At 62.8% G+C, this 23010-nt stretch carries 21 protein-coding genes; 10 read left to right on the top strand and 11 right to left on the bottom strand.

Annotation, left to right across the window (positions count from 1 at the left end; genetic code table 11):
• Positions 1–50: 50 nt before the first annotated feature.
• From JOZ06_RS05235 to JOZ06_RS05245, 3 genes are all read left to right on the top strand, one after another.
• A complete protein-coding gene (locus JOZ06_RS05235) occupies positions 51–248 on the top strand; it encodes a hypothetical protein (RefSeq protein ID WP_293229572.1) in 198 nt (65 codons plus the stop codon).
• 30 nt (positions 249–278) lie between these two features.
• Positions 279–881 carry a GNAT family N-acetyltransferase gene (locus JOZ06_RS05240; RefSeq protein WP_293229575.1) on the top strand — a complete coding sequence of 201 codons (603 nt, stop codon included), beginning with the start codon at positions 279–281 and terminating at the stop codon, positions 879–881.
• Between the two features lie 94 nt (positions 882–975).
• A complete protein-coding gene (locus JOZ06_RS05245; protein WP_293229577.1) occupies positions 976–1449 on the top strand; it encodes a hypothetical protein in 474 nt (157 codons plus the stop codon).
• 18 nt (positions 1450–1467) lie between these two features.
• Here the strand turns inward: JOZ06_RS05245 and JOZ06_RS05250 are convergent, their stop codons facing one another.
• From JOZ06_RS05250 to JOZ06_RS05265, 4 genes are all read right to left on the bottom strand, one after another.
• Positions 1468–1803 carry a helix-turn-helix transcriptional regulator gene (locus tag JOZ06_RS05250; protein WP_293229580.1) on the bottom strand — a complete coding sequence of 112 codons (336 nt, stop codon included), beginning with the start codon at positions 1801–1803 and terminating at the stop codon, positions 1468–1470.
• Complete coding sequence (locus tag JOZ06_RS05255; protein ID WP_293229583.1) at positions 1784–2161, bottom strand: type II toxin-antitoxin system RelE/ParE family toxin; 378 nt, start codon at positions 2159–2161, stop codon at positions 1784–1786. The genes JOZ06_RS05250 and JOZ06_RS05255 overlap by 20 nt, the downstream gene beginning before the upstream one ends.
• Before the next feature lie 97 nt (positions 2162–2258).
• Positions 2259–2597, bottom strand: a complete 339-nt coding sequence (locus tag JOZ06_RS05260) for a hypothetical protein (RefSeq protein ID WP_293229586.1) — start codon at positions 2595–2597, stop codon at positions 2259–2261.
• 450 nt (positions 2598–3047) lie between these two features.
• The gene (locus tag JOZ06_RS05265; RefSeq protein WP_293229589.1) at positions 3048–3644 is read right to left on the bottom strand and encodes a TetR/AcrR family transcriptional regulator; all 597 of its coding nucleotides are present in this window, start codon (positions 3642–3644) and stop codon (positions 3048–3050) included.
• A gap of 165 nt (positions 3645–3809) precedes the next feature.
• Between JOZ06_RS05265 and JOZ06_RS05270 the strand changes: the two genes are divergently transcribed.
• The 5 genes from JOZ06_RS05270 to JOZ06_RS05290 all read left to right on the top strand — a co-directional run bounded on the left by JOZ06_RS05270 (position 3810) and on the right by JOZ06_RS05290 (position 10511).
• Complete coding sequence (locus JOZ06_RS05270) at positions 3810–5366, top strand: efflux transporter outer membrane subunit (RefSeq protein WP_293229592.1); 1557 nt, start codon at positions 3810–3812, stop codon at positions 5364–5366.
• A complete protein-coding gene (locus JOZ06_RS05275) occupies positions 5363–6463 on the top strand; it encodes an efflux RND transporter periplasmic adaptor subunit (protein WP_293229594.1) in 1101 nt (366 codons plus the stop codon). The genes JOZ06_RS05270 and JOZ06_RS05275 overlap by 4 nt, the downstream gene beginning before the upstream one ends.
• Positions 6460–9582 (top strand): efflux RND transporter permease subunit, encoded by a 3123-nt coding sequence (locus JOZ06_RS05280; RefSeq protein WP_293229597.1) that lies wholly within the window; start codon positions 6460–6462, stop codon positions 9580–9582. Before JOZ06_RS05275 ends, JOZ06_RS05280 begins: the two co-directional genes overlap by 4 nt.
• 64 nt (positions 9583–9646) lie before the next feature.
• Positions 9647–9985: a hypothetical protein gene (locus JOZ06_RS05285; RefSeq protein ID WP_293229599.1), complete on the top strand. Its 339-nt coding sequence runs from the start codon at positions 9647–9649 to the stop codon at positions 9983–9985.
• A gap of 64 nt (positions 9986–10049) precedes the next feature.
• On the top strand, positions 10050–10511 hold the full coding sequence (locus tag JOZ06_RS05290) for a hypothetical protein (protein ID WP_293229601.1): 462 nt from the start codon (positions 10050–10052) through the stop codon (positions 10509–10511).
• 58 nt (positions 10512–10569) lie between these two features.
• On the opposite strand, the gene JOZ06_RS05295 is transcribed toward JOZ06_RS05290, so the two are convergent.
• Positions 10570–10794, bottom strand: coding sequence for an SHOCT domain-containing protein (locus JOZ06_RS05295; RefSeq protein WP_293229603.1), 225 nt, complete (start codon positions 10792–10794; stop codon positions 10570–10572).
• Positions 10795–10941: 147 nt separating this feature from the next.
• Here JOZ06_RS05295 and JOZ06_RS05300 point away from each other — a divergent pair, with 147 nt between their 5' ends.
• Both JOZ06_RS05300 and murJ read left to right on the top strand, forming a co-directional pair.
• The gene (locus JOZ06_RS05300; RefSeq protein WP_293229606.1) at positions 10942–12840 is read left to right on the top strand and encodes a collagenase; all 1899 of its coding nucleotides are present in this window, start codon (positions 10942–10944) and stop codon (positions 12838–12840) included.
• Between the two features lie 84 nt (positions 12841–12924).
• A complete protein-coding gene (gene murJ / locus JOZ06_RS05305) occupies positions 12925–14502 on the top strand; it encodes a murein biosynthesis integral membrane protein MurJ (protein WP_293229609.1) in 1578 nt (525 codons plus the stop codon).
• 40 nt (positions 14503–14542) lie between these two features.
• On the opposite strand, the gene tssA is transcribed toward murJ, so the two are convergent.
• From tssA to tssF, 6 genes are read right to left on the bottom strand one after another with little or no spacing between them, the layout of a single operon-like run.
• Positions 14543–15637, bottom strand: coding sequence for a type VI secretion system protein TssA (gene tssA / locus JOZ06_RS05310; protein WP_293229612.1), 1095 nt, complete (start codon positions 15635–15637; stop codon positions 14543–14545).
• 8 nt (positions 15638–15645) lie between these two features.
• Positions 15646–15909, bottom strand: a complete 264-nt coding sequence (locus tag JOZ06_RS05315) for a PAAR domain-containing protein (protein WP_293229614.1) — start codon at positions 15907–15909, stop codon at positions 15646–15648.
• Complete coding sequence (locus tag JOZ06_RS05320) at positions 15906–17309, bottom strand: hypothetical protein (protein WP_293229616.1); 1404 nt, start codon at positions 17307–17309, stop codon at positions 15906–15908. The genes JOZ06_RS05315 and JOZ06_RS05320 overlap by 4 nt, the downstream gene beginning before the upstream one ends.
• A 13-nt stretch (positions 17310–17322) precedes the next feature.
• Positions 17323–19941 (bottom strand): type VI secretion system ATPase TssH, encoded by a 2619-nt coding sequence (gene tssH, locus JOZ06_RS05325; RefSeq protein WP_293229619.1) that lies wholly within the window; start codon positions 19939–19941, stop codon positions 17323–17325.
• Positions 19942–19968: 27 nt separating this feature from the next.
• Positions 19969–21009 carry a type VI secretion system baseplate subunit TssG gene (gene tssG, locus JOZ06_RS05330; RefSeq protein ID WP_293229621.1) on the bottom strand — a complete coding sequence of 347 codons (1041 nt, stop codon included), beginning with the start codon at positions 21007–21009 and terminating at the stop codon, positions 19969–19971.
• A complete protein-coding gene (gene tssF / locus JOZ06_RS05335; RefSeq protein ID WP_293229624.1) occupies positions 20973–22832 on the bottom strand; it encodes a type VI secretion system baseplate subunit TssF in 1860 nt (619 codons plus the stop codon). The genes tssG and tssF overlap by 37 nt, the downstream gene beginning before the upstream one ends.
• Positions 22833–23010 lie beyond the last annotated feature (178 nt).

The following is a 23010-nucleotide window of genomic DNA, read 5'->3' on the forward strand; positions in this document are numbered from 1 at the left end:
TCGGCATAGCATGCGCATCGATTCAAAACGAACCGTAACGGAGTGTTTTTATGCAGAAAAAACAGCAGCGTATCAATCCCGTGGCCAAGGCCGCGCAACAGCTGCAGCGTTGCACCGCCTTCGTCGATCGAAAGAAAAGACAGCGGCAGGGATACAGCAAGCACAAGAAGGCGGGAGTTTTTACACTTCCGCCTTCTTATTTGAGCACCTCGGTACACTGCACCTGGCGTTTGTCGTATTTGACATAATATGTATTATACGAACTAAAGTAACTCGCCATGCGATATTGCGATACACTTGCGCGGATGATCCACTACTGCCAAGAAGATTACGCCAACGCGAGCCCGGCGTTATGGTTTGAAATCGACGACCTGCTCAATCGCGTCTGGCCGCCAGCCGAACCGCCGCGCACCCTCACGCTGACGCCGGTGCACCGTCTCGATTTACGCCCCCATTCCTTTTTTGCGCGCGTCGACGGCCGTCTGCTTGCCTACGCCGCCATTTTGCACAAGACCGCACGGCATGCCTCGGCCGACTGGCGCATTGCCGGACTGAGCTGCGTGTGCAGCGACCCCGCGCATCGTCGTCTCGGCCTCGGCGCCGGCGTGGTGAGCAAGGCGACGCGCTGGTTGCTGGCCAGCGATGTCGATCTGGGACTATTTACTTGCGATCCGGCGCTGGTGCCGTTTTATGTCCGGCGCGGCTGGCAACCGGCGCGCGATCTGGTCGTTGTCGGCAATGGCACCCTAGGCGCTATTCGTGGCGATGCCGCCGGCAAAGTGACCTTGCTTCGTTTGATATCGCCCCGAGCGCATGCGCATGCCGCTGACTTTTGCCGAGGCGAATTCAACCTGGCGTTGCCGGATCGGCAGTTTTGGTAGGAAGCTCAGCCGTTTTTTTCACTCAAGAATCGCCAGACACCTACGATAAACGGCTACACTCAATTTAGTGACTTGTTTTCATTAGAGATCGTTCATGTCCACCATCAGCCAAATCGCCCAGCAAACGCTGGCACTGAGCGCATACCAGAACGGCGGCACGCAGCCGTCGCTGGTCAATAGCGGCGCCACGGCATCGATGGCCACCGAGGCGGCCCAGTTGTCGGCGCAAGCCAACGACGTGGTGTTGCTTACTGGCGGGCAAAGCAGCGATGCGTCGCTCTACAACGCCGCTGGGCTGTTGAACAATCTCTCCGCCGCCGGCACGCTGCAAGGCAGCTTGCTGTCCACCAGCGGCACCAGCGCACAGCAATCGACCGACCAAGGCGTGATCAGCGCCACCCTGGGCGATGTCTCCGGCACCACCAGCGGCTTGTTGAGCGCCACGCTCGGCAGCACGCCCGCCACGCTCAATAGCGCCTGGTCCTCGGTACTGCAAAACAACCCCTCACTCGCAGGCGACGCTGCCAGTGCACTGACCACCGGCGGCATCGTCAATACCCTCGCCTGATTCTGATCTCATTCCTGGCTAGGTGGTCGTGAGTGTCAGATGCCCTACCGGCTCGGCGGCTGGTCGCACCTTGATTTCGATGTCGTAACCGAGGCGATTCAAGCAATCCATCAGCTTGCGTTCTGATAAATTGGTAAAATCCCCTCGCATCATGCCGGACACTTTGGGCTGAGGGATTCCCATTTGCCTGGCCGCCTCCTGTTGCGTCAAACCGAGGGCGCGCATGGCCTTCCTGATTTCAACCGCCAAGCCAGTCTTGATCTTGAGTTTTTCTGCATCGGGCAGCCCAAGGTCAGCAAAGACATTGCCAGAGCTGCGCAGCACCTCGACGTCTTCAATCACACGCTTTTGCATTTCGTTGCTCCTGTACCAACGCCTCGGCAACCTTCAGTCGAGCACGGATGATATGCATATCTGCCTTTGGCGTAGCGATTCCACGCTTGCTCTTTTTCTGGAAGCAATGCAGAACGAACACCGCTTCTGCGAACTTCACTGTATAAACGGCCCGGTATGTGCCGCCGGCACTATCCTCGATAACCTCTAGTACGCCAGCGCCACCGAAACCCTTGAGTACCTTTGCCGCGTCATCTTGGTCGCCCATCTGTGCCAAAGACAGCGCATAGCCGAAACGTTGACGTACATCGGCAGGTAGTGCCATCAGGTCTTTGTAGCTACTCGCGATCCATTCGAGCGGCTTTTCTTTATCAGTCATAGTGTAATTTATACCTGTTCAGGTAAATTAACAAACGTGAAAAAGCCAGCAAAAAGCCGCGCCCTGCCCTGACACGGCCCTAACCTCAAGCAAGTTCTTAGTGCAGCGTCGGCGTGGACAACAACCCCGTCACGCGCTCCGCCTGTTGGCGCAACGCCGCCGACGGCACCGACAGCAACGTGCATACGTCCGTGGCCGCCACGCGTTGTTCGCCGGCACTGGCCAACAGATCATGCGTTGCCTGCAGCATGCCGGCGGCGTTGGACAGATCGCGCGCGACACGGTCGAGCTGCGGCAGCACGGCCAGCGTGCAATCCAATAGCGGCAACAGTTCGTCCAGGCCGGAAGCCAGCAACAGCTCGTTGCCGGATTGGCGCATGCGCAGTAGACGGGAATACAGCATGGACAGTTGCGGGTGTAAGAGCTCGGTCGCCATAGGGCATCTCCTTGAAAAGGAAGAAGGAAGCCCGCCCAATCAGGGGCGGGAGGCTGACCTACGCTCTAGTCACTACAAGCGCCGGGACCTTACGGTTTCCCCGCAGCCTCCCCGGCGAAACAGCACGATCGGCCATGCGCTGGCCGACGGGGTACAGTGACTAGATTTAGGTGCCCACAGCCTAGCCACGCGCCGCGTGGCTGTCGAAGCAACGCGGCAGGGGTAATTCATTGGTTTTAAAGGTGATATTGGCGTAACCCAAAGAGATGACACCTGGCCCGATCGTGCCATGGCTTGGCGTATCAATCTTGATGAGCGCTAGGAGACGATGCCGGCCACGCCGGTAAACACGCCAAAGCCGACGGTAACCGCCATCACCGCGCCGGCGCCCCAGGCGTAGCCGCCCCGCAGCCGGTACGGCGCCGGCATGCCGCTGATATAAAAAGGCTTTCAATCGGCGGAAAGTATGGCCATCATCATGCGCCGCAACTCGGCGCGCAGCGCTTCGGTGCCGGCCCAGGGCGACTGCTCCAGAATGCCTGCGCGCAACGTGCCGATCAGGCCGCGCGAGGCGACATAGGCGGCCACCGGGGTCAAGGGGCGCATGCCGTCGGTTTGGCTCGCCATGAACAACGCGGCGAGATGGTTTTCCACGGCGGCGATAACACTGTAAAGGCTCGGCAGCGGCTGCTGCGAGAAGATGGCGCGTGCGATCGTGCGGCGAATGGCGCGACGCTGGTAGAACGTTTGCATCAAAAAATCGACCAGCGCCGTCACCCTCTCCGATAACGTCTGACCCTCGGTGCGGGCAAACAGCGCGTCGAGCTCGGCAATCATCAAATCCTTTTCGTGCGAGACCATCGCCAGCAGAATGGCCTCCTTGTTACGGAAGTACTGATATAAGGTGCCGACGCTGAATCCGGCGACTTCGGCGATACGGTTGGTGGTCAGGCGATCGATGCCCTCGCGCAAAATTATCTGAGCCGTCGACTCGAAAATCAGCCGCACCGTCAGCTTGGCGCGTTGCTGCTTTGGGCTTTTCAACATCAAATCAATGGGTTGTTCATTACCCGCCATCACAAGCCTTCCCGGGCAAAAAGCGAGTTCAAAAACTGAGCTGGTTTCATAATAATGAACACCCGGCCTGTTCGCTATGCTTTATGAATTTCTTAACCAAATGATCTATATAGGTACAAACAATGAGGGGTTGATATGAAAAATAGATCGAAGCCTCCCCTGTCGCACCGCTCTTCGCCTGCTATCCCCTTCGCCATGGCCGTGACCCTGGCGCTATCCGCCTGCGCCGTCGGGCCGGATTATCAACGCCCTCCCCTCCAGTTGCAGGAAACGTGGCAGTCCGGCGCCGGGCCCGCCGATCAGCAGCCGCTATCGGACTGGTGGCGCCAATTCGCCGATCCACGCCTGACGGCGCTACTGCAGACTGGCCGCGACAACAGCCCCACCCTGCAAAGCGCCGCAGTGCGCATCGCGCAGGCGCAGGCTCAATTGGGCATCGCCCAGAGCGGCGAATGGCCGACAGTGCAGCTGTCGCTGAGCCGCAGTTACAGCAAACCGGACTTGGCCAACCAGTTGCAGGGCAAGACCGGCGGCAGCACCACACAGCAGTTGAGCCTGCAAGCGTCGTGGGAGCCCGATCTTTGGGGGGCGGCACGACGCGGCGAGCAAAGCGCCGAGGCCAGCTGGCTGTCGACCGTGGCCGCGTATCAGGCGGCGATGGTCGCGCTCGAAGCCGATATCGCCACGGTGTATTTCAATGTGCGCACACTCGAACAACGGCTACAGGTGGCCAACGACAACCTGACGCAGCAGGCGGAAAACCTGCGCATCGCCAACGCCCGCTTCCGTGCCGGCGCCTCCAGCGAGCAGGACTTGCGCCAGGCGCAGGTGCTGTACGAGCAGACGCAAGCCAACATCCCGACGCTGCGCGCCGCGCTGGAGCAAAGCGAGCATGCGCTGTCGGTGCTATTGGGACAAACCCCCGATTACTATCAGCGCCAATTTGCCGCGCCGACGGCCGCGCCGACGGCCGCGCCGACGGTGCCCGCTGGGGTTCCGAGCGGCATTCCGCGCGACTTGCTGCAGCGCCGGCCCGACGTCCTGCAGGCCGAATACGCGGCCATCGCCCAGTCGGCGCGCATCGGCCAAGCCAAGGCCGCGCTATTCCCGTCGTTCTCGCTCGGCGGCAGTTTCGGTTATCAATCCTCCGATAGCGGCGGCAATCATCTCAGCGATCTGTTCAAGTGGCATAACCCGGTCACGAGCGCGAGCGCGGGCTTTTTGCTGCCGATATTCAATCACGGCCAACTGGTCGATCAGGTGCGCGTCGAGGATGCCGCCTTTCAGCAAGCGGTGCTCAATTATCAGAATCAGGTGTTGACCGCCCAGCAGCAAGTCGAGGACGCGCTCTCGGCGATCGGCGGCAACCGCGCCGCGCGCCAGAGTCTGCATGACGCGCGCGACGCCGCGCGGCGCAGTGCGGCGCTGGCGCTCGAACGTTACAAGGCCGGCGAAAGCGACTTCACCACCGTCACCACGGCCAATCAGGCGCAATTGCAAGTCGAGGACGGTCTAGCCCAAGCTGAAGGCAACCTGCTGCAGTCATTCGTCTCCGCCTACCGCGCGCTCGGCGGCGGCTGGGACGGCTCGCTCTCGGCCTCGCTGCCCGACGACATCACCCGGCAAATGCGCGCGCGCACCGATTGGGGCGACGCGCTCGATCTACCGCATTCCCAAAGGCCCGCACCATGATGCTCACGTCTCGAACCCTGTTCGCCCTGACGCTCGGCGCCCTTGCCTGCCTCGGCTGCTCCGGCAAGCCGGCCGCATCCGAGCCGCCGCTGCCGCAAGTCGCGGCGGCATCGCCGCAAGCGCGCGAGATCACCGACACGATCGATCTGGACGGTACCGTCGCGCCGTCCGCCACCGTGAATCTGGTCGCGCGCGTCAGCGGCTATCTGCAATCTGCGCCGTTTACCGAAGGTCAGATCGTAAAACAAGGGCAGCTGCTGTTTGTCATCGAACCCGAACCGTACCAGCAGGAAGTCAAACTCAATCAGGCGAAGCTTGAGCAAGCGCGGGCCGAGTACCAGCGCCAACAGGTGTTGATGAAGGAGAACGCCACCGCGCAATCGAGTGTGGAGACGGCGCAATCCAATCTGCAGCAGGCGGAAGCCAATCTGCGCCTGGCGCAAATCAACCTCGACTATGCCTCGGTGCGCGCGCCGTTCGATGGCGTCATCGGCAAACGCACGGTGGATGTCGGCAACTATGTCGGCGCCAGCGCCGGCGGCACGGTGCTAGCCACGCTGCAACGTTTGCGGCCGGTCTACGTGAACTTCTCCATCAATGAGCGCGACCTGCTGCGCCTGCGCACCGCGCAAGGCCGCCAGAGCGCCAGCGACCCCAAGGCCGGCGTCGGCAGTCTCCAGGTGGGCGTGGCGCTGCAAGGCGAAGCGACCGCGTCGGCGCACGGCACGCTCGACTTCATCGACAACAATCTGAGCGCCTCGACCGGCACGCTGTCGCTGCGCGCCACGTTCGAAAACCGTGACCTGCACCTGATTCCGGGTCTGTACGCCAAAGTCACCATCCCCATCAGCAAACCGCATCCGGCGCTACTGTTGCCGGCCACGGCCATTCTGAACGATCAGCTCGGCAGCTATGTGTTCGTGCTGGGCGACGACATGAAAGTGGCGCGTCGCGATGTCAAATTGGGCGCGGAAATCGATCAGGCGCGTGAAGTCACCCAAGGTCTGGCGGCGCAGGACCGTGTGGTGATCGCGGGGTTGAGCGGCATCGGCAATGGCCAGAAGGTCGCCGTTCAAACAGGAAGCACAAGCCAATGATCGCCAAGTTCTTCATCGAGCGCCCGGTCCTGGCCAACGTCATCGCCTGGATCATCGTGCTGGTCGGCGCCGTGGCGGTGTTCGGCCTGCCGGTGTCGCAGTATCCGCAGCTGACGCCGCCGACCGTCCAAGTCACCACCAGCTACCCGGGCGCCAGCGCGCTGACCGTCCAGCAGCAGGTGGCACAGACCATCGAGCAGCAGGTCAACGGCGTCGAAGGCATGCTTTATATGCAGTCGACCTCCTCCAACGACGGCCGCTACACGCTGACGGTCAGCTTTGCCGTCGGCACCGATGCCGACCAGGCGCAGGTGGCGGTGCAAAACCGCGTCGCCGCCGCCATACCGCTCTTGCCCAATGCCGTCCAGCAACAAGGCGTGGTAACCAAGAAAAAGTCCACCAGCATTCTGCAGATCGTCACCCTATCGTCCGACCGGCCTGAAATGGATGGGCTGTTTCTCAGTAATTTCGCCAGCCTGCGGCTGAAGGACCGCCTAACCCGGTTGCCCGGCGTGGCGGACGTCAACGTGTTCGGCGTTGGCCAATACAGCATGCGCGTCTGGCTCGACCCGCAGCAGATGAAACAGCGCGGCTTGGTGCCGGCCAACGTGATCGCGCTGCTCAACAAACAAAGCCAGCCGATCAGCGTCGGACAAGTTGGCGCGCCGCCGGCGCCCGCAGGCCAAGCACAACAACTGACGGTCAACCTGGCCGGCGCCCCCAACGACGCCGAGGATTTCGGCCGGATCATCCTCAAAACCGATGGCAACGGCGCCATCACTCGCTTGCGCGACGTCGCGCGCATCGAGCTCGGCAGCCAAAACTATGGCCAAACCTTCAAGCTGGACGGCCGGCCGGCGGCCGGGGTGGCGATCTATCAACTGCCTGACGCCAACGCGTTGGCCACCGCCCAGGCGGTCAAGACCGAAATGGCCCGGCTCGCCAAGGATTTCCCGCCCGGACTGCGCTACGACGTGCCGTTCGACACTACCGTGTTCGTCAAGGCGTCGATCGACGAGGTGTATCAGACCTTGTACGAAGCCGGGGTGCTGGTGCTGTTGGTGATCGTCATCTTTTTGCAGGACTGGCGTGCCACGCTGGTGCCGGCGACCACGGTGCCGATCACCATCATCGGCGCCTTCGCAGCCATGGCGGCCATGGGGTTTTCCATCAACCTGCTGACCTTGTTCGCCTTGGTGCTGTGTATCGGCATTGTGGTCGACGATGCCATCGTGGTGGTGGAAGGCGTGGCCAAGTACGTCGAAGCCGGCAAGGCGCCGCGCGAGGCCGCCGTCATCGCCATGAAGGAGCTGATGGGACCGATCATCGGCATCACTCTGGTGTTGATGTCGGTGTTTTTGCCGGCGGCCTTCATTCCCGGCATCACCGGGCAGATGTACCGCCAGTTCGCCCTGGTGATCGCCGCCACGGCGCTGATCAGCGGCATCAACGCCATCACGCTCAAACCAACCCAATCGGCCAAATATGTGCGCGCGCATGCCCAGGGCAAGCCGAAAAACGCGTTCTTCCGCGCGTTCGATAAGCTGTATTTCCCGCTGGAAGAGCGCTATGCCCGCCTGGTCGCGCGGCTGGTGGCCGCGCGCAAGATCAGCGCGCTGGTCGCGGCGGGCGTGATCGTGCTCGCCATCGTCGGCCTGGCGCGTCTGCCGACCGGTTTTATACCGACCGAGGACCAAGGCTACCTGATGGTGGCGGTGCAACTGCCGGACGCGGCATCGATTCAGCGCACCGACAAGGCGCTGGCCGACGTCACGCGCATTGCCCGCGCCTTGCCTGGCGTTGAACATGTCATCGCCATCGGCGGCATTTCCCCGCTCGACGGCAACGCGTCGCTCGCCAACGCGGGCCTGGTATATCTGACGCTCAAGGATTGGGATGAGCGCGCCAAACATAAGGGACAAGATCTGCGCACGATGTATGCCGAGCTGAATCGACAGCTGGCCGCGGTGCCGGATATCCAGCCGCTGGTGCTGGTGCCGCCGCCGATTCCCGGCCTCGGCATGTCGGGCGGCTTCCAGATGCAATTGGAGCTGACCGACGGCAGCGGCGATCTGAACAAGCTGGCCGAAGCCGCGCGCCGGCTCGTCGCGGCGGCCAAGGCGAGGCCGGAAATTCAAGCGGCGTTCACGCCGCTCCGTACCCAGGTGCCGCAGCTGCAGCTGACATTGAACCGGGCGCGGGCCGAAATGCTGGGCGTGGCGGTCAACGACGTCTATGACGTTCTTCAGAGCTATTTAGGTTCGGCTTATGTCGGGCAGTTTTCCAAATTCGGCCAGAACTACACGATCTATGTGCAGGCGGATCAATCGTTCCGCGCTCGCACCGACCAGATCGCGGCGCTGACGGTACGCAACAATCAGGGTGAAATGGTGCCGCTGGGATCGTTTCTGGCAGCCCGGCCGATCACCGGCCCGGCGCTGATTCCGCAATATCAGATGTACCCGACCGCCACGCTCAACGGCGCGGCGGCGCCGGGCTACAGCTCCGGTCAGGCGCTGGCGGCGATGGAGGACGTGGCGGCCGAGGTGCTGCCGCAGGGCGTCGGCTACGAATGGACCGCGTTGTCTTACCAAGAGAAATTGGTCGGCAGCTCGGTGATTGTGGTCTTTGGCCTGGCCATCTTGCTGGTTTACCTGGTGCTGGCGGGCCAGTACGAGAGCTGGTGGCTGCCGGTGCCGGTCATCCTGGCGGTGCCGATGTCGCTGGTTGGTACGGTCAGCGTCTTGTGGGTAGTGGGCCTCGCCAACAATATCTATGTGCAGATCGGTTTGGTGCTGCTCATTGCGCTCTCGGCGAAAAACGCCATTCTGATCGTCGAGGTGGCGCAGGAAATGCGCCATGAGGGGCATGACTTGGTACACGCCGCGCTCGAAGGGTCGCGCCGGCGTTTCAGGCCTATTTTGATGACCTCGTTCGCCTTCATCCTTGGGGTGGCGCCGCTGGTGCTGGCCAAAGGCGCCGGCGCGGCGGCGCGGGTATCGATCGGTTTGACGGTGTTCAGCGGCATGCTGGCCTCCACGGTGCTGGCGGTGGCCTTTGTGCCGGTACTGTACGTGGTGATCGTCTCCTGGCGCGAGCGGCGCGATGCCAGACGGTAGACTACCCGGAAGGAATGCCCCCTCCGGGTATACTTTCAAATGCGTTTGCCGCTACACTGTCGCCGTGAAAGCCCTGCGTCTCGCCTTCCTCTTTCTTGCGCTGCTGTTGCCGATCCGTGCCGTGCTGGCCGGCGGCACAGCGGCCGCGACCTCTCCCGCTGCCTTGATGGCGCAGACGGCGCATTGCCACGAGCGCGGCGCGACCGTCGCGGGCGCTTGCGCGGGCGATACGCATCATCTCCTCGGCGATCTGGCTTGCGATCAGCATTGTGCCATCCCGGTGTTTCTGCATGTCTCCTCGGTGGCGCCGATCGCCACCGGAGGCGGATGGCCGCTTGCCCCATACCCTTTGCCGGCCGGCGTGGCCTGGGCGCCGCCGAGACGGCCGCCTCGCGCCGTCTGAATGCCCTTCCAGCGCGCGCGCTTTCGCCCGCGCCGTTATTTTTCATTCAGACAGGTAACCCACGATGAAGACTCGTATCGTTAGTGCTCTCTTTGGCGCGCTCTTGGCCGCCTCTCTTTCGGTGCAGGCGCATGAGATGCGTCATTTCACGGTCGGCTCCCCGGGCAAGGCCGCCGAAGTCACCAAAATCATTCACGTTCAAGCCACCGATCAGATGCGCCTGGTGTTCGACCGCCAGGACATCCGCGAAGGCGATGTGGTGAAGTTCATTATTACCAATACCGGCGTCATGCTGCATGAATTCGGCATCGACGACGAAGCCGGTCAAAAGGCGCATCAGCAGGAAATGATGCAAATGCCGAACATGACGCACGACGATCCCAATGTCGTCAGCCTCAAACCAGGCGAAACCAGGACGCTGATCTGGCGCTTCAAGGGCATGCGCCAACATGATGTGATTTTTGCTTGCAACGTGCCGGGCCATTACCAAGCTGGCATGTCCGTGCGTCTGACGGTGCAGAAGTAATCCGCCGCCGCGTCCGCTTCGTTGGCGGGCGCGGCTTCCATTGACCCGGTGCGGGTCCTTACCTCTCGATCGCGCGGCGCCTGCGTTCATACTCTTCCTGATCGATTTCTCCACGCGCAAATCGTTTATTCAGGATGTCGAGCGCCGATTCGCCCCCCGTCCCGTGCGCTGACCGGCGAATCAGCGTCACAACGCCATACAAGGCGAATCCCCACAGTACCAGCATGAAGATCCACCCTAGCCCCATCCCCCAACCCGCGCCATGGTAGCCATACATCATCATCGCGCCCTCCTCGACCCGTCTTGACTCAATATAGCCGACGCGACGCGCACACCCATCGGACAGGCGGTTTGTGGCCGTTGGGGCGGTTTGGCCGAAGGCGATTATCCCTAGACTGGATGGTCCTTCCCGTACCGAAAGGACTACGTCGTGACTCTGCTGCGTCTCCTCGGCTTTTCGTTTTTAGCCGCGCTGTGCCTACCCGCCACCGCGGCCCAATCCGTCCCTCAACCCAAGAGCGCCATGCATGCCAACGGCAAGCATTTGGCGCCGCCACGCCTATGGGTCAAGCGTCCGCCGACGACCGATCAGGCAAAATTTCTGCTGCCGGACAACACGACCATCATCGGCCGTCCGCACCGCCCGCCGGTTCGCCACCTGGTCACCACGCAATGCCAGGACATGAACCAGCTGGCAACGCATCGCGGCGACGACTTGGTCAGTTATCTGATGGCACAGCCGGATGGCGAGTGTCTGTACCCGCTCTTTTCCGTGCCCTCCTCGTTGGCGGGCACCATTTATCAGCCGGCAAACATGGCGGCCGTAGCGAACCAATTCAGCGTCGAGGCGCAGCGCTATGACGCGAGCAACACCCGGCTCGTCATGTTGACGCTCTATCTGCGCGCGGGCTATTACTTGGCCGCCCAGGGCTCGTTACCGGCGGTTCCCGCCGATATCTGGCAAACGCTGCAGCCTAATCTGCATGCGCTGGCACAAGGCACGGCGCTATTCGCGCCCAATGCCCAGGACATGACCACGGCGGCGGAAGTCCTCTTGTTGATTTCCAATGGTCATGCCGAGCTCGATTTCCTCGACGACATGAAACAATTGGTCCAGCGCTATACCGTGAGCGCGGACAATCCCGGCGCGGCAACGTCCGTGCGGGAATCCACCGTCGCGCGCGGCATGATCTCGGTGTTCACCAACTTTTTCATGGCGCACGGTCGCGGCCAGTCGGCACTATCGACCGACCCGAGCTACTCCGCCGCGCTGTACCAGTTCGCCGTCAATAATCGCGCTGGTCTCGTCGGCACGGAAAGCGAGGCGCTGTTGGGCGACGCCGCGCGCGAAAGCATGCGCTTTCTACAGTATCCGGCGATCAAATCGAATGTGGCCGACGAGGCGCGCGGACTCTTGGCAGCAAGCGGCATGACCGGCCCGGGCAATGATCTATGGCTCGCCGCGGCAGAGGCCGTACGCGATTACGACAACGACAACTGCGCCAGTTACGGCACCTGCAATTATCAAAACAAGCTGGCCGACGCCGTGTTGACCCATGACTACACTTGCAGCAGCACCATCAAGATCCGCTCGCAGGAAATGACCACGCCGCAGTTCAAGACCGCGTGCCAGTTGATGGGGCAGGAAGAGAAATACTTCCATCAGATGCTGAAGACCAACCATCTGCCGGTGGCCAATGACAATAACAAAACGTTGGAAGTGGCGGTGTTCGACGATTACGACAATTACGCCAAGTACGCGGCGGCGATTTACGGCATCGACGTCAATAATGGCGGCATGTACGTCGAGGGCAATCCGGCCGATCCGCACAACCAGGCACGCTTCATCGCCTACGAAGCCTCGTGGCTGCGCCCGCAGTTCGTTATCTGGAACTTGACGCACGAGTATGTCCACTACCTGGACGGCCGTTTCGACATGTATGGCGACTTTGCGTTGAGCACCAGCAAACCGACCGTCTGGTGGATCGAGGGCTTGGCCGAATATCTATCCAAAAAGAACGACAATCAGCCGGCGATCGCCGCGGCCCAAACCGGGCAATACACGCTAAGCCAGATATTCGGCAATACCTACGACATGGCCGATTACGTCAACCGCGCCTATAGCTGGGGCTACATGGCCGTACGCTTCATGTTCGAGCAGCACCGGGGCGACGTCGACACCATCGTCGGACGCTTCCGCCAAGGGCAATACGACGACTACATGGCGTACATGAGCCGCATCGGCAGCAACTACGATGCGCCGTTCGCGCAATGGATCGCTTCGTTCAATGGCGGCAAGCCTCGCACGATGCCACCGATGAAACCGTAAGAAATACCCCGCGGCGGCGGGTGCTGGTTCCGACGCCCCCGCCGTTCTGCTACACTCTCGCGTTCTATTTTCGGAACTGTGAGCATGGCAAGGGATAACACCGGCCGTCACGCCTTTCTGGTTGGGATCGGCATTCTGTTGAGTCGCATCATGGGATTGGTGCGCCAGCGGGTGTTCTCTCACTACTTCGGCCTTTCCGACACCGCCGATGCCTTCAGTTCCGCGCTGCGCGTGCCCAACTTCCTGCAAAATCTGTTCGGCGAGGGCGTCCTGTCGGCATCGTTCATTCCCGTGTATGCGCGGCTATTGGCCGAGGGCAAGGAAAAGGAGGCCGATCACGTCGCCGGCGCGGTCGGCGCGCTGTTGGGGCTCGTGGTATCGCTGATCGTCCTGATCGGCATCGTGGCCACGCCATGGCTCTTGTGGGCGATCGCCCCGGGGTACGGCGGCGCCAAGCGCGAGTTGACGATTCTGCTGGTGCGCATCCTGTTCCCCGGCACCGGACTCCTGGTTTGCTCCGCCTGGTGCCTCGGCATCTTGAACAGCCATCGTAAATTTTTCCTGTCGTACTCGGCGCCGGTATTGTGGAACGCGGCGATGATCGCCGCGATGTTGATTTTCCGCCGCGCCGACCAGGCGCATCTGGCGATTTACCTGGCCTGGGGCACCGTGGCAGGCTGCGCGCTGCAATTCCTGATTCAGATCCCGCCAGTGCTGCATTACACCGACGAGCTGCGGCTTTCGCTCGATACGGCATCGCGCCACGTGCGCGAGGTGGTGCGCAATTTCGGCTCGGTAGCCATCAGTCGCGGCGTGGTGCAGATCAGCGCCTATGTCGATCAGGCGTTGTCGTCGCTGCTGGGTCAGGGTGCGATGGCGGCCATGACCACCGCGGCATCGATCAACATGCTGCCGGTCAGCCTGTTCGGCATGGCGGTATCCGCCGCCGAATTGCCGGCCATGTCGAGCGCCGTCGGCGCGCAACACGATCGCGACACCTATGCCGCGCTGGCCGAACGGCTGAACGGCGGCTTGCGCCGCATTGCCTTCTTCATCGTGCCGTCGGCCATCGCGTTTTTCGCGCTGGGCGACGTCATTACCGCAGCGCTATACCAGACCGGCAAATTCACCCACGCACATACCCTCTACGTCTGGGGCATCATCGCCGGTTCCGGCGTGGGACTCTTGGCCACCACACTGGGACGGCTGTACTCGTCCACCTATTACGCATTGCGCGATACGCGTTCGCCGCTGCGCTTCGCGCTGATCCGGCTGGCGCTGACCACCGCGCTGGGGGTGGCCTGTGTGCTGTTGGTGACGCCGGCGCTCGGCCTCGCGCCTCGCTGGGGCGCCGCCGGCTTGACCGCCACCGCCGGCATGGCCGGCTGGGTCGAGTTTCTGCTGCTTCGGCGCAAGCTCAATGCGCGCATTGGCCACACCGGGCTGCCAGCCGGGCTGATGGTCAACCTTTGGGGGCTGGCCGCGGCCAGCGCGGCCTTTGCCTGGGTCATCAAGCTGTTTTTCCACGGCGGACATCCGATCGCGTTGGCCGTGCTGGTGCTGGGCGCTTACGGCTGCCTATATTTCCTGCTGACGTGGTTGTTCGGCATCGAGGAGTGCCGGGCGCTCATCGCGCGCATCCTGCGGCGTTTCGTCCGTTAGGGACCCTCTGAACAAGTTATTTGCCGCGCGGACGCGCACGTCATGCCTGTTTCGGTTTGACGTCCAACAGTTCGTGCAACTGCCGCAGCGTCGACTCGTCCTTGATCACGTGCGCGAGCCATTCTTCCAGCGGCATCTCGGCCCAGCGCGCGGCACGCTCGGCGAGCCCCGCCACCGGACTGTGCGGCTCGTGCTGACGGAAGTAGCCCGCTACTTCGCGTAGCGCGCGCACAGCGTCGGCTCGACTTTGCAGCGACCCGATCGGCGCCACGGCCATGGGGGCGGAGGATGCGGGAACAGCGGGCGCGGCAGTGACGACCGGCGTAGTGGGAGTCATATCAGGTTCCTTTTCGGCCGTGTTCAAGCCAAACTGCTGCTGCATCAGCCGCTCGACCACCTCGCGGCAGTCGGAGAGTGCGCGCCACAGTTCGGCCAGGCTGGGAAAATCGTCGCCAAAGCGTTCCATCGATTGCTGGTCGAGCGTCTGGTAGCTCGACCACGCGCGCTGGATATCCGCCGCGAGCTGTTTGAACCATGGCAAGCCAGAAAGCGTGACGCTCTTATCGAAGGCGTCGCCGTCGAGCTTGCCTTCCGCCAGCGCGCGTTTGCGCGCATCAGCGTCTTTCAGCGCCTGATTTTCCACCTCGCGCGAGGTTTTCCAGTCGAGCCAGCTGTAACCGCCGTATTGAGGCGCGGTCAGCGGCGTCATGCGCAACGCGTGTGCCAATTGTGCCGCATACCATTCGATCTTGCTGACGCGCTCGTCCAGATCGTGCGGATCGAGCGGCGGAAAACCGCTTTCCCAATAGTGCGCGAGCCACCCTTCCAAGAGCTGCAGTCCCGCGGCAGCGCCGGCAAAGCCATCGAGCTTGGCGCGCGCCTCGCCGTACCACACCACCAGTTGCAGATCCTTGCCGCGTTCACGCAAGCCTTGCTCGCACAGCCGCGCCGCCCGGCGCCAATCGGCGTTCTTGATCTCCCGCTCCCACTCGCCTTGCGCCAGCGTCGGGTCATCGCTGCGGCGCGCCTCGCGGATCTCGTCGAAGAGCAGGTCATAGCTCAAATCCTCGCCGGCCGGCGCGGCATCGCTCACCGGCGCCAACAGCGCGTCGAGATGTTGTTGTGTCGCTTCCATCTTTTTCCTTAACCTTTGCCGACTTCACCCAGCGTGGCGATCAACACCGCCCCGCAACTGGTTTTGTGGCCGTCGAGCGCCACAGCCTTGCCACCGACGAACCACCCGTCGTCGCCTTCGACGATCACGCAGTTGTCGTGGCCGTCTTTGGGGCAAGTCACCTGATCGCCGACACAAGCCACCGGCTTGCCGAATAACGTGGTGGGCGCGCTCGCGCTCACCACCTTGCCGCCATGGCTGGTCGGGTCGCCCAATCGAATCGGGGGTTTCATGCGCTGTTCTCCTGTGACAGCGGCCGGGTCACGGCCACCGTAGTCTCCTGGTCGGCGAAGCGCGCAAGCAGCACCGGTGCTTGCAGCCGCACGGCGTGCAGCACGGCGCAGGTGTCGAGCGCCATATCGCCGGCACAGCCCAAGTCACCGAGATCGCGTATCAGACTGCTGGCATCGTCGATCGGGCTTAGCTCAACCTCATGGGCGTCAAGCACGTTGCCCAGCGCTGCCATGCGGCTCGCGGCCTCGCGAATGCCGCCGCCGTCGTGCACGAGCCAGGCAAGCGTGTGCGCCTGCTCACGCACGGGGTCGCGCGCCTCGTCGCCGAACGGCAAATCGCGCAGCCCGCCGTTGACCAACGCGGCATCCAACAACGGCCGCAACGCCTTGCTCATCGCGATGACACCGGGCGGCAAGGTTTCGCCCCGGGCGGCGCGGGCCAGGCCGGCCAGCGGCGGCTGCGCCAGCAAATCGTCGCGCGCCCATGGCGGCACGGCGCCCCACTCCACGCGCTCCTGCACGGCGGGCCTTTGCCAATAGGCCTGATAAGGCTCGTCATGGGGGGCGTCATGTTGCGCCGGCACCGTTTCATCTGTCGGTAGATTGGCACGCAAAAACAATAGGCCGGCAATGGCCGCGCTGGGTAATGGGGTGGTCGCATCATCCGCATCCTCGTCTGGCCACGCCGCGTCGAACGCCAGCGCAACCGCGCCAGGTTGCAATGTCTCGGATTCAAAAAAATGATGCACGCGCTCGGCCAGCAAGCCACGACCCGGCAAGAACCGACATACCGGTTCTTGCGGCCGTTGCCCCGCCTCGAACGCTGCCGCCAACACTTGCAACTGGACCGTGCGCACCCATCGCAGCTGCTCGCCGCCGGTCAGCGCCGCGCAAGGTTCGAGCAATAGCGGCAAAGCCGCCGCGCCGGGCACCTGTTGATAGAGCGCCTCGAACCACTCCGTTAAGGCGGGGGTCAGCCGCTCGGTCAAGCTATCGCCTTGCAGCTCATCCGGCGCGATCCAACGCACGTACCCCCACTCATCCAGGCCATCCAGCCAAGCCGGCGCCTTGGCGCCTTGCAGCGTCAAACCGCTCCAGCGGCATTCGATCACTCCCTGGCGCGCGGCAAGCGCCGCCTGGTGCTGGGCGCGCGCAGCGGCCCGTGCCGCCTGACGCTCGTCCTCGACGGCCTGCTCGCGCAGCGCCGCCTCTTCGGCCGCGCGCGCCTGGCGCTTGGCCAGCCATCCCTTGATCGCGGCGAAGATCAACACCGGCGGCACGACATGAATCAGCAGAATGGCCGACGGGCTGACGCGCTGCCAGCTTACCGGCAACCCCAGCCACAACAGCCCCCACCAGCCGAACAGCGAGGAGACGAACAGCAGCAACGACATCCACATCGTTGGCGCCTCCTTAACTCAGACGCAGCTTGAGCTGGTCGTCTTTGAGCGTGACGGCGATTTTTTTCACCGGCCGCCCTGCCGCCATGCGCTCAAGCACTTCGTCGGAGAGGCGCGCGAGCACGGTGCGCGTCAGGATGGCATCGGCGTCGCGCGCGCCGCTGTCCACGTCCAGGCAACGCGCGGCCAATAGATCGGCCAGGCCATCGGGGAAGGTCACTTGCGCACCATGATTGTCGGCGATACGGCGGCGCACCTTCTCCAGCTTGAGTGCCACAATGCTGCGCAGTACATCATCGCTGATCGGGAAGTACGGAATGATCGTCAAACGGCCAAGGAAGGCCGGTTTGAAAGTCTTTTGCAGTGTCGGACGCAAAATCTCCACCAAGTCGTCGGCCGTCGGTGCGCGCGTTTCGCCTTCCACGCTGACGCCATGTTCGCAGGCGCGCATCACCAGCTCGCTGCCCGCGTTGGAAGTCAGCAAGATGATGGTGTTTTTGAAATCGACCGCACGGCCCTCGCCGTCTTCCAGCACCCCCTTGTCGAACACTTGGAAGAACAGCTCGAGCACGTCCGGATGCGCTTTTTCCACCTCGTCGAGCAGTACCACCGAATAGGGTTTGCGTCGCACCGCCTCGGTCAATACGCCGCCTTCGCCGTAGCCGACGTATCCCGGCGGCGAGCCCTTGAGGCCGGACACGCTGTGGGCCTCCTGGTACTCGGACATGTTGATGGTGATCAGATTGCGCTCGCCGCCGTACAGCGCTTCGGCCAGCGCCAACGCGGTTTCGGTCTTGCCGACGCCGGAGGGGCCAACCAGCAAAAACACCCCCTTGGGCTTGCCGGGGTCGTCAAGATTGGCCTTGGCGATCTTCACGCGTTCGGCGATCTGCGTCAGCGCGTGGCCCTGGCCGATGACGCGCTCGGCCAAGAGCGCATCGAGCCGGCGCACTTGGCCCAATTCGTTGCTGACCATACGGCCGAGAGGAATGCCGGTCCAGCCGGCGATCACGTCGGCGATCACGTTCTCGTCGACGCACTCGAACGCCAACGGTTGGATTTTTTGCAACGCACGCAGCGCTTGGCGCTTTTCCTGCAACGGGCTCGCCTTTTTGCCGCGCGCCGGCGCGGCGGCGGATTCGCGCAAGGCATCGATCTCTGCCACCAGCGCGCGCTGCGCCGCCCAGTCGGCATGCAGCTGTTCAAGATCTTGCGCGAGCTCGCCACGCCGCGCCGCCAACTGATCCAGGCGTTCGCCATGACCCGCTTCCCGCGACAACGCGGCGATCTCACGCTCGATGTTGGCCATCAGCGCGCTCACATCCTCGATCGGCGCCGGCCGCGCCGCGCGCGACAACGCTACGCGGGCGCAGGCGGTGTCGAGCACGCTGATCGCCTTGTCCGGCAGCTGCCTGCCCGGCAAATAACGGCCGGACAGGTGAACGGCGGCGCTGATCGCCTCTTCGAGAATCGTGACCTGGTGGTGGCTCGACATGGCGTCGCGCAAGCCCCGCACCATTTGCACCGCCACTTCCGGATGCGGCTCTTCCACCTTGACGACCTGAAAGCGGCGCGCAAGCGCGGCGTCCTTCTCGAAGTACTTCTTGTACTCGGCCCAGGTGGTGGCGGCGATCGTGCGTAATTCGCCGCGCGCAAGCGCGGGCTTGAGCAGGTTGGCGGCGTCGTTTTGCCCGGCGGCGCCACCGGCGCCAATCAACGTGTGCGCCTCATCGATAAACAGAATGATCGGCACCGGGCTTGCCTTGACCTCGTCGATCACTTGGCGTAGACGATTTTCGAATTCACCCTTGACGCTGGCGCCGGCCTGCAACAGCCCCAAATCAAGCGTGCGCACGGTGACGCCCTTGAGCGGATCCGGTATCTCGCCTTGGGCGATCTTCAGCGCCAGGCCCTCGACCACGGCGGTCTTGCCTACGCCAGGCTCTCCGGTAAGGATCGGGTTGTTCTGACGCCGGCGCATCAGGATGTCGATCATCTGGCGGATCTCGCCGTCGCGGCCGAGAATCGTGTCGATCTTGCCGGCATGGGCTTGCGCGGTCAGATCGATCGTGTATTTGTCGAGGTTCGATGCGCGCTTGCCGCCGCCGGGCAGCGCCGTTTCCTCGCTATCCGATACCGGCATGCCGCCCTCGGCCGCTTCGTTGCCATGCCGGCGCAATGCGGCATAGCCGTCGCGCCAGCTGTGCGTATCGACACGCAACAGGCTCGGCACGGTCTGCTGCACGGTGGCGCGCAAGCCATCGTCGGTCAATAGCGCCATCAACAAGTCGAGCGTCGATACGCGTGTTTGACCGAATTCGGCGCTGGCGCCAAGCCACGCTTTTTCCAGCCATTTCGGCAACCAAGCCGATAGCACCGGATTGCGCGTGTTGCCGCAGCGAAAGCCGTCCAGCGCGTTATTCAGCTCGGTATCCATGCGGTCTAGCGGCGCCGCCACGGCCGTCAACGCGGCGCGCGCGGCGCTGACGTCGCCTTCGAACATGGCCGACAGTACGTGCTCGATTTCCACTTCGAAATGGCTGCGTGCCAAGGCACGGCTCGCCGCTTGTTCCACACATTGCCGGGCCACCGGCGTCAGTTTTTCCACTAGGGACTTAACCGAAATCGACATAGTTATCCATCGCAAAAAGAAAGAGATTCAATGCAGCAGTGTGTAAGCCATTTCGTCGGGGTCGCACGCTGGCGGCGCACCCACACCGTAGAGCCAGACGTTTCCGCCCAGGCGCAACCCCGCCCCGGCATCGAGCCTGGGCGGCGGCACGTCGCGCCGGTCGAGCACCAGCGTGACGTCAACCGCCAAGCCGTGCCCCAGCGCATGCTGCACCAGCGCTTTTAACGCGTCGGCCGCCGGACCGCCGGGTTGCAGCGCATCGAACGACGCGCGTCGCATCGGCCCAAGCCGTAGCGACAACTTGGTCTGACGGTCCCAGGCGCGTTGACCGGCAAACGCCGACAGCCCCAACTCGCACGCGGCGGCGCCCAACTGGCTTTGTTCGGCCGGGGGCAGGAGGATCCATTGCCCAACGAACTGTTCGAGCTCTGCCGGTACGGAGAAGAACCCCTGCACCAACGCGGCCAGTGCCTGAGCCGACAGCGGCTTCTGGCTCAGAAGACCCGCGTAATAGGCGAAAAGATTCTCGTCGAGCGTTTCCTGCGCGCGCATGCGGCCACGCAACTGCGACAGACCGACGCCGGCAAAGTCGAGCAGATTGCGGGTAAAACCGTCCGCCTCGCCCGCCTCGACGCCGACCCAAAAGCGGTATTTGCGCCAAGCGCCGTAAAACAACGAGAGCGCACGATGGCTGAACAGATCGAAAAAGGCATGCGCGGACGTGTCTTGGGCTTGGATACGCCGTTCGATCAGTAGCTCGGTGTAGGCCGTCGGCAACGCGCCGGAGGGGCCGGTCAGCCCCATGAAACTGACCATCAGTTCATCGTGCGTATCGTCCGCGGGTTCGTGGCGCTGCGGCTGGCGGTAAGACACCAGTTCGCTTGCCGGAAAAGAGAGCGTCGCCGGGGTGCGAAAGCGTAATCGCGCCGGCAGCCAACCGCCGCGCGGCGCGCGCTCGCGCGCAAACAGGCCCAGCAGCCGCGCGGCCTGGAAAAAGCCGAAACGCGGGGCCTGCTCGGCCAGCTCGGCGTCTAGATCACGAGTGCCTGACCGGCTCTGGCGGGCCATTGCGCGATTTCCTCCTGATTGGGTCCGGCATGCACATGCAGGCGGGTGAAGCTGTTCGGGGTGCAATACAGGGCGAAGAAGCGTTCCAGCAGCGAGGCGAACAAATAAGGGCTGCCGCCGACGTAATGGTCTTCGTCCAAGGTGAGATGGATGGCCGTGCCGCGTACGAAGCCGGAGAAATCGCGCCCGTTGACACGGGTCACCGCCGGCTCGCTCCGTACCGACAGAATGCCCTGGATCTGCCGCTGGTTGGCGGCCGACTCGCTGAGGTTGTAGAGCGCCAGCATTTCTTGCAGCGCCTGATGACCGGCATCGACGATCGACAAGTAGTTGAGCGACAGATGCGAAATCAGCCGCCATTGCAGGCCGCGTTTGCCTGGACAGCGCTGGCTTGGGCTCGGTTTGCGCAGCATGCGCACACGTTTGACCACCGAATGCCCCGGCAAAGTGAAATCCGCCCGCTGGCTGGCTTGCCCGCCGCCGAACGGCATCTGCTCGGGCAAATCGCGGTTGCTGCACAATAGTTCCAGGCTGAGCACTTCGCTCGCCGGCCGTACCGGATTAAACGCCAAATCGACCAGGTGAATGTCGACGTCGCTGCCGCGATCGCCGCCACGCGGCGACGCCTCGCGGCTGGCATGCCAATAGAAGCGCGGCGCATCCTCTCCCGTGCCGTGCCGCAACGCATAAAACGGCAGCACTTCCTCAGTCAGCTCGCCCTCTCCGCTCTTTTCCACCCGCGTCACCTTGCGAATCTGCACCACTTCAAAGGCTTGCGGACGGCGCGCGTCGACAGTCACCGGATAGGCGGCCTTGTGGTGCGTCACCCGGATCGGTTCGCCCGGATGAGGAAACAAATTGATCATCGGCGTGCAACCAAGCTTGAAATGCTGCGGCTGCAAACCAGTCAGCAGCCGATGGTGGCGTTCGGCATCGGGAAACGCGGACAAGAAGCAACGGATCTGTAGCCGGTCGCCATCCAGCATGCGCACCGCGCCGGCCAGCTGCTGGAAATCGACGAAAAGGAACTTGTCGGGAAAGCAGAAATACTCGGTCAGCAGCGCGTAGCCTTGGAACGATCGCTCGTCATAATCGAGCATGCGCTCGTCACGACCGAAGCCGACCGTTTGAATCGCGCTGGCCGGCAGCGTGGCGCTTTTCGCCGGGTCGGCGCGTCCGTCGCTGATTTGCAGCCGCAGCACCTTGGATAACAGCAGTTCGTACAGCAAGTGCATCGGCGCCGCTTCGCCATCGAGGAAAAAGCGCAAGCTTTGCAGATCGATGCCGTTGACCGGCAGACCGCCTTGAGTCTGGCATTCCAGCGTCAGCACGGCGGCGGCGTCCGGCGCCAGGCGGTGCAGATGTGGCGAAGCGCTGGTCAACTCAATGCGAGCGTCGGTCAACGTCAGCGGGTACAGATCGACTGGATAGCAACTGCGGAATTTGCAGGCGACGCCCGAGAGCGGTTGCGCGTGCGCGATCTGTCCGCGTTCGACGCGGTAACGCTTGGCGATTTCCGGCCGCGCCGCGTCACATTCGAATTGCACGATGGTGGCGGATGGGACCGGCTGCTGGTAATGCGGATAGAGCACATCCAGGAAGCTGGCGGCGATTTCAGGGTACTCGTCGTCCAACTTCTTATGGACGCGCGCCGCCAAAAAGGCAAATGACTCGATGAGCCGTTCGGTGTGCGGGTCCTCGCACTGTTCGCCTTCCAATTGCAGCCGGCCGGCAATTTTCGGGTAGCGGCGGGCAAACTCGCCGGACAACTCGCGTAAATGGCTTAACTCACGTTCGTAATACGGCAACAGGGTATCAAGCATGAGGTCGTTTTTCTTGACGTCAGGACCCAAACAAGCGTCCGCAGGCTTACATAGGCCAGCCTATTCGGGATAAGAGCCGACGGCGGCGCGACAACGAAATACCGAACAATGCCAATAAAGATTTACATTGTCAAAACAATGACAATCAACTATGACGATTTCTGATTTATACGAACAT

The organism is Paludibacterium sp. (genome assembly GCF_019232825.1).
Classification (GTDB): Bacteria; Pseudomonadota; Gammaproteobacteria; order Burkholderiales; family Chromobacteriaceae; genus Paludibacterium.

Excerpts from the sequence above, each read along its gene's own strand:
- JOZ06_RS05235 (WP_293229572.1), top strand. The coding sequence starts at position 51 with ATGCAGAAAAAACAGCAGCGTATCAATCCCGTGGCCAAGGCCGCGCAA.
- JOZ06_RS05240 (WP_293229575.1), top strand. The coding sequence starts at position 279 with ATGCGATATTGCGATACACTTGCGCGGATGATCCACTACTGCCAAGAA.
- JOZ06_RS05245 (WP_293229577.1), top strand. The coding sequence starts at position 976 with ATGTCCACCATCAGCCAAATCGCCCAGCAAACGCTGGCACTGAGCGCA.
- JOZ06_RS05250 (WP_293229580.1), bottom strand. The coding sequence starts at position 1,803 with ATGCAAAAGCGTGTGATTGAAGACGTCGAGGTGCTGCGCAGCTCTGGC.
- JOZ06_RS05255 (WP_293229583.1), bottom strand. The coding sequence starts at position 2,161 with ATGACTGATAAAGAAAAGCCGCTCGAATGGATCGCGAGTAGCTACAAA.
- JOZ06_RS05260 (WP_293229586.1), bottom strand. The coding sequence starts at position 2,597 with ATGGCGACCGAGCTCTTACACCCGCAACTGTCCATGCTGTATTCCCGT.
- JOZ06_RS05265 (WP_293229589.1), bottom strand. The coding sequence starts at position 3,644 with ATGTTGAAAAGCCCAAAGCAGCAACGCGCCAAGCTGACGGTGCGGCTG.
- JOZ06_RS05270 (WP_293229592.1), top strand. The coding sequence starts at position 3,810 with ATGAAAAATAGATCGAAGCCTCCCCTGTCGCACCGCTCTTCGCCTGCT.
- JOZ06_RS05275 (WP_293229594.1), top strand. The coding sequence starts at position 5,363 with ATGATGCTCACGTCTCGAACCCTGTTCGCCCTGACGCTCGGCGCCCTT.
- JOZ06_RS05280 (WP_293229597.1), top strand. The coding sequence starts at position 6,460 with ATGATCGCCAAGTTCTTCATCGAGCGCCCGGTCCTGGCCAACGTCATC.
- JOZ06_RS05290 (WP_293229601.1), top strand. The coding sequence starts at position 10,050 with ATGAAGACTCGTATCGTTAGTGCTCTCTTTGGCGCGCTCTTGGCCGCC.
- JOZ06_RS05295 (WP_293229603.1), bottom strand. The coding sequence starts at position 10,794 with ATGATGATGTATGGCTACCATGGCGCGGGTTGGGGGATGGGGCTAGGG.
- murJ (WP_293229609.1), top strand. The coding sequence starts at position 12,925 with ATGGCAAGGGATAACACCGGCCGTCACGCCTTTCTGGTTGGGATCGGC.
- tssA (WP_293229612.1), bottom strand. The coding sequence starts at position 15,637 with ATGGAAGCGACACAACAACATCTCGACGCGCTGTTGGCGCCGGTGAGC.
- JOZ06_RS05315 (WP_293229614.1), bottom strand. The coding sequence starts at position 15,909 with ATGAAACCCCCGATTCGATTGGGCGACCCGACCAGCCATGGCGGCAAG.
- JOZ06_RS05320 (WP_293229616.1), bottom strand. The coding sequence starts at position 17,309 with ATGTGGATGTCGTTGCTGCTGTTCGTCTCCTCGCTGTTCGGCTGGTGG.
- tssH (WP_293229619.1), bottom strand. The coding sequence starts at position 19,941 with ATGTCGATTTCGGTTAAGTCCCTAGTGGAAAAACTGACGCCGGTGGCC.
- tssG (WP_293229621.1), bottom strand. The coding sequence starts at position 21,009 with ATGGCCCGCCAGAGCCGGTCAGGCACTCGTGATCTAGACGCCGAGCTG.
- tssF (WP_293229624.1), bottom strand. The coding sequence starts at position 22,832 with ATGCTTGATACCCTGTTGCCGTATTACGAACGTGAGTTAAGCCATTTA.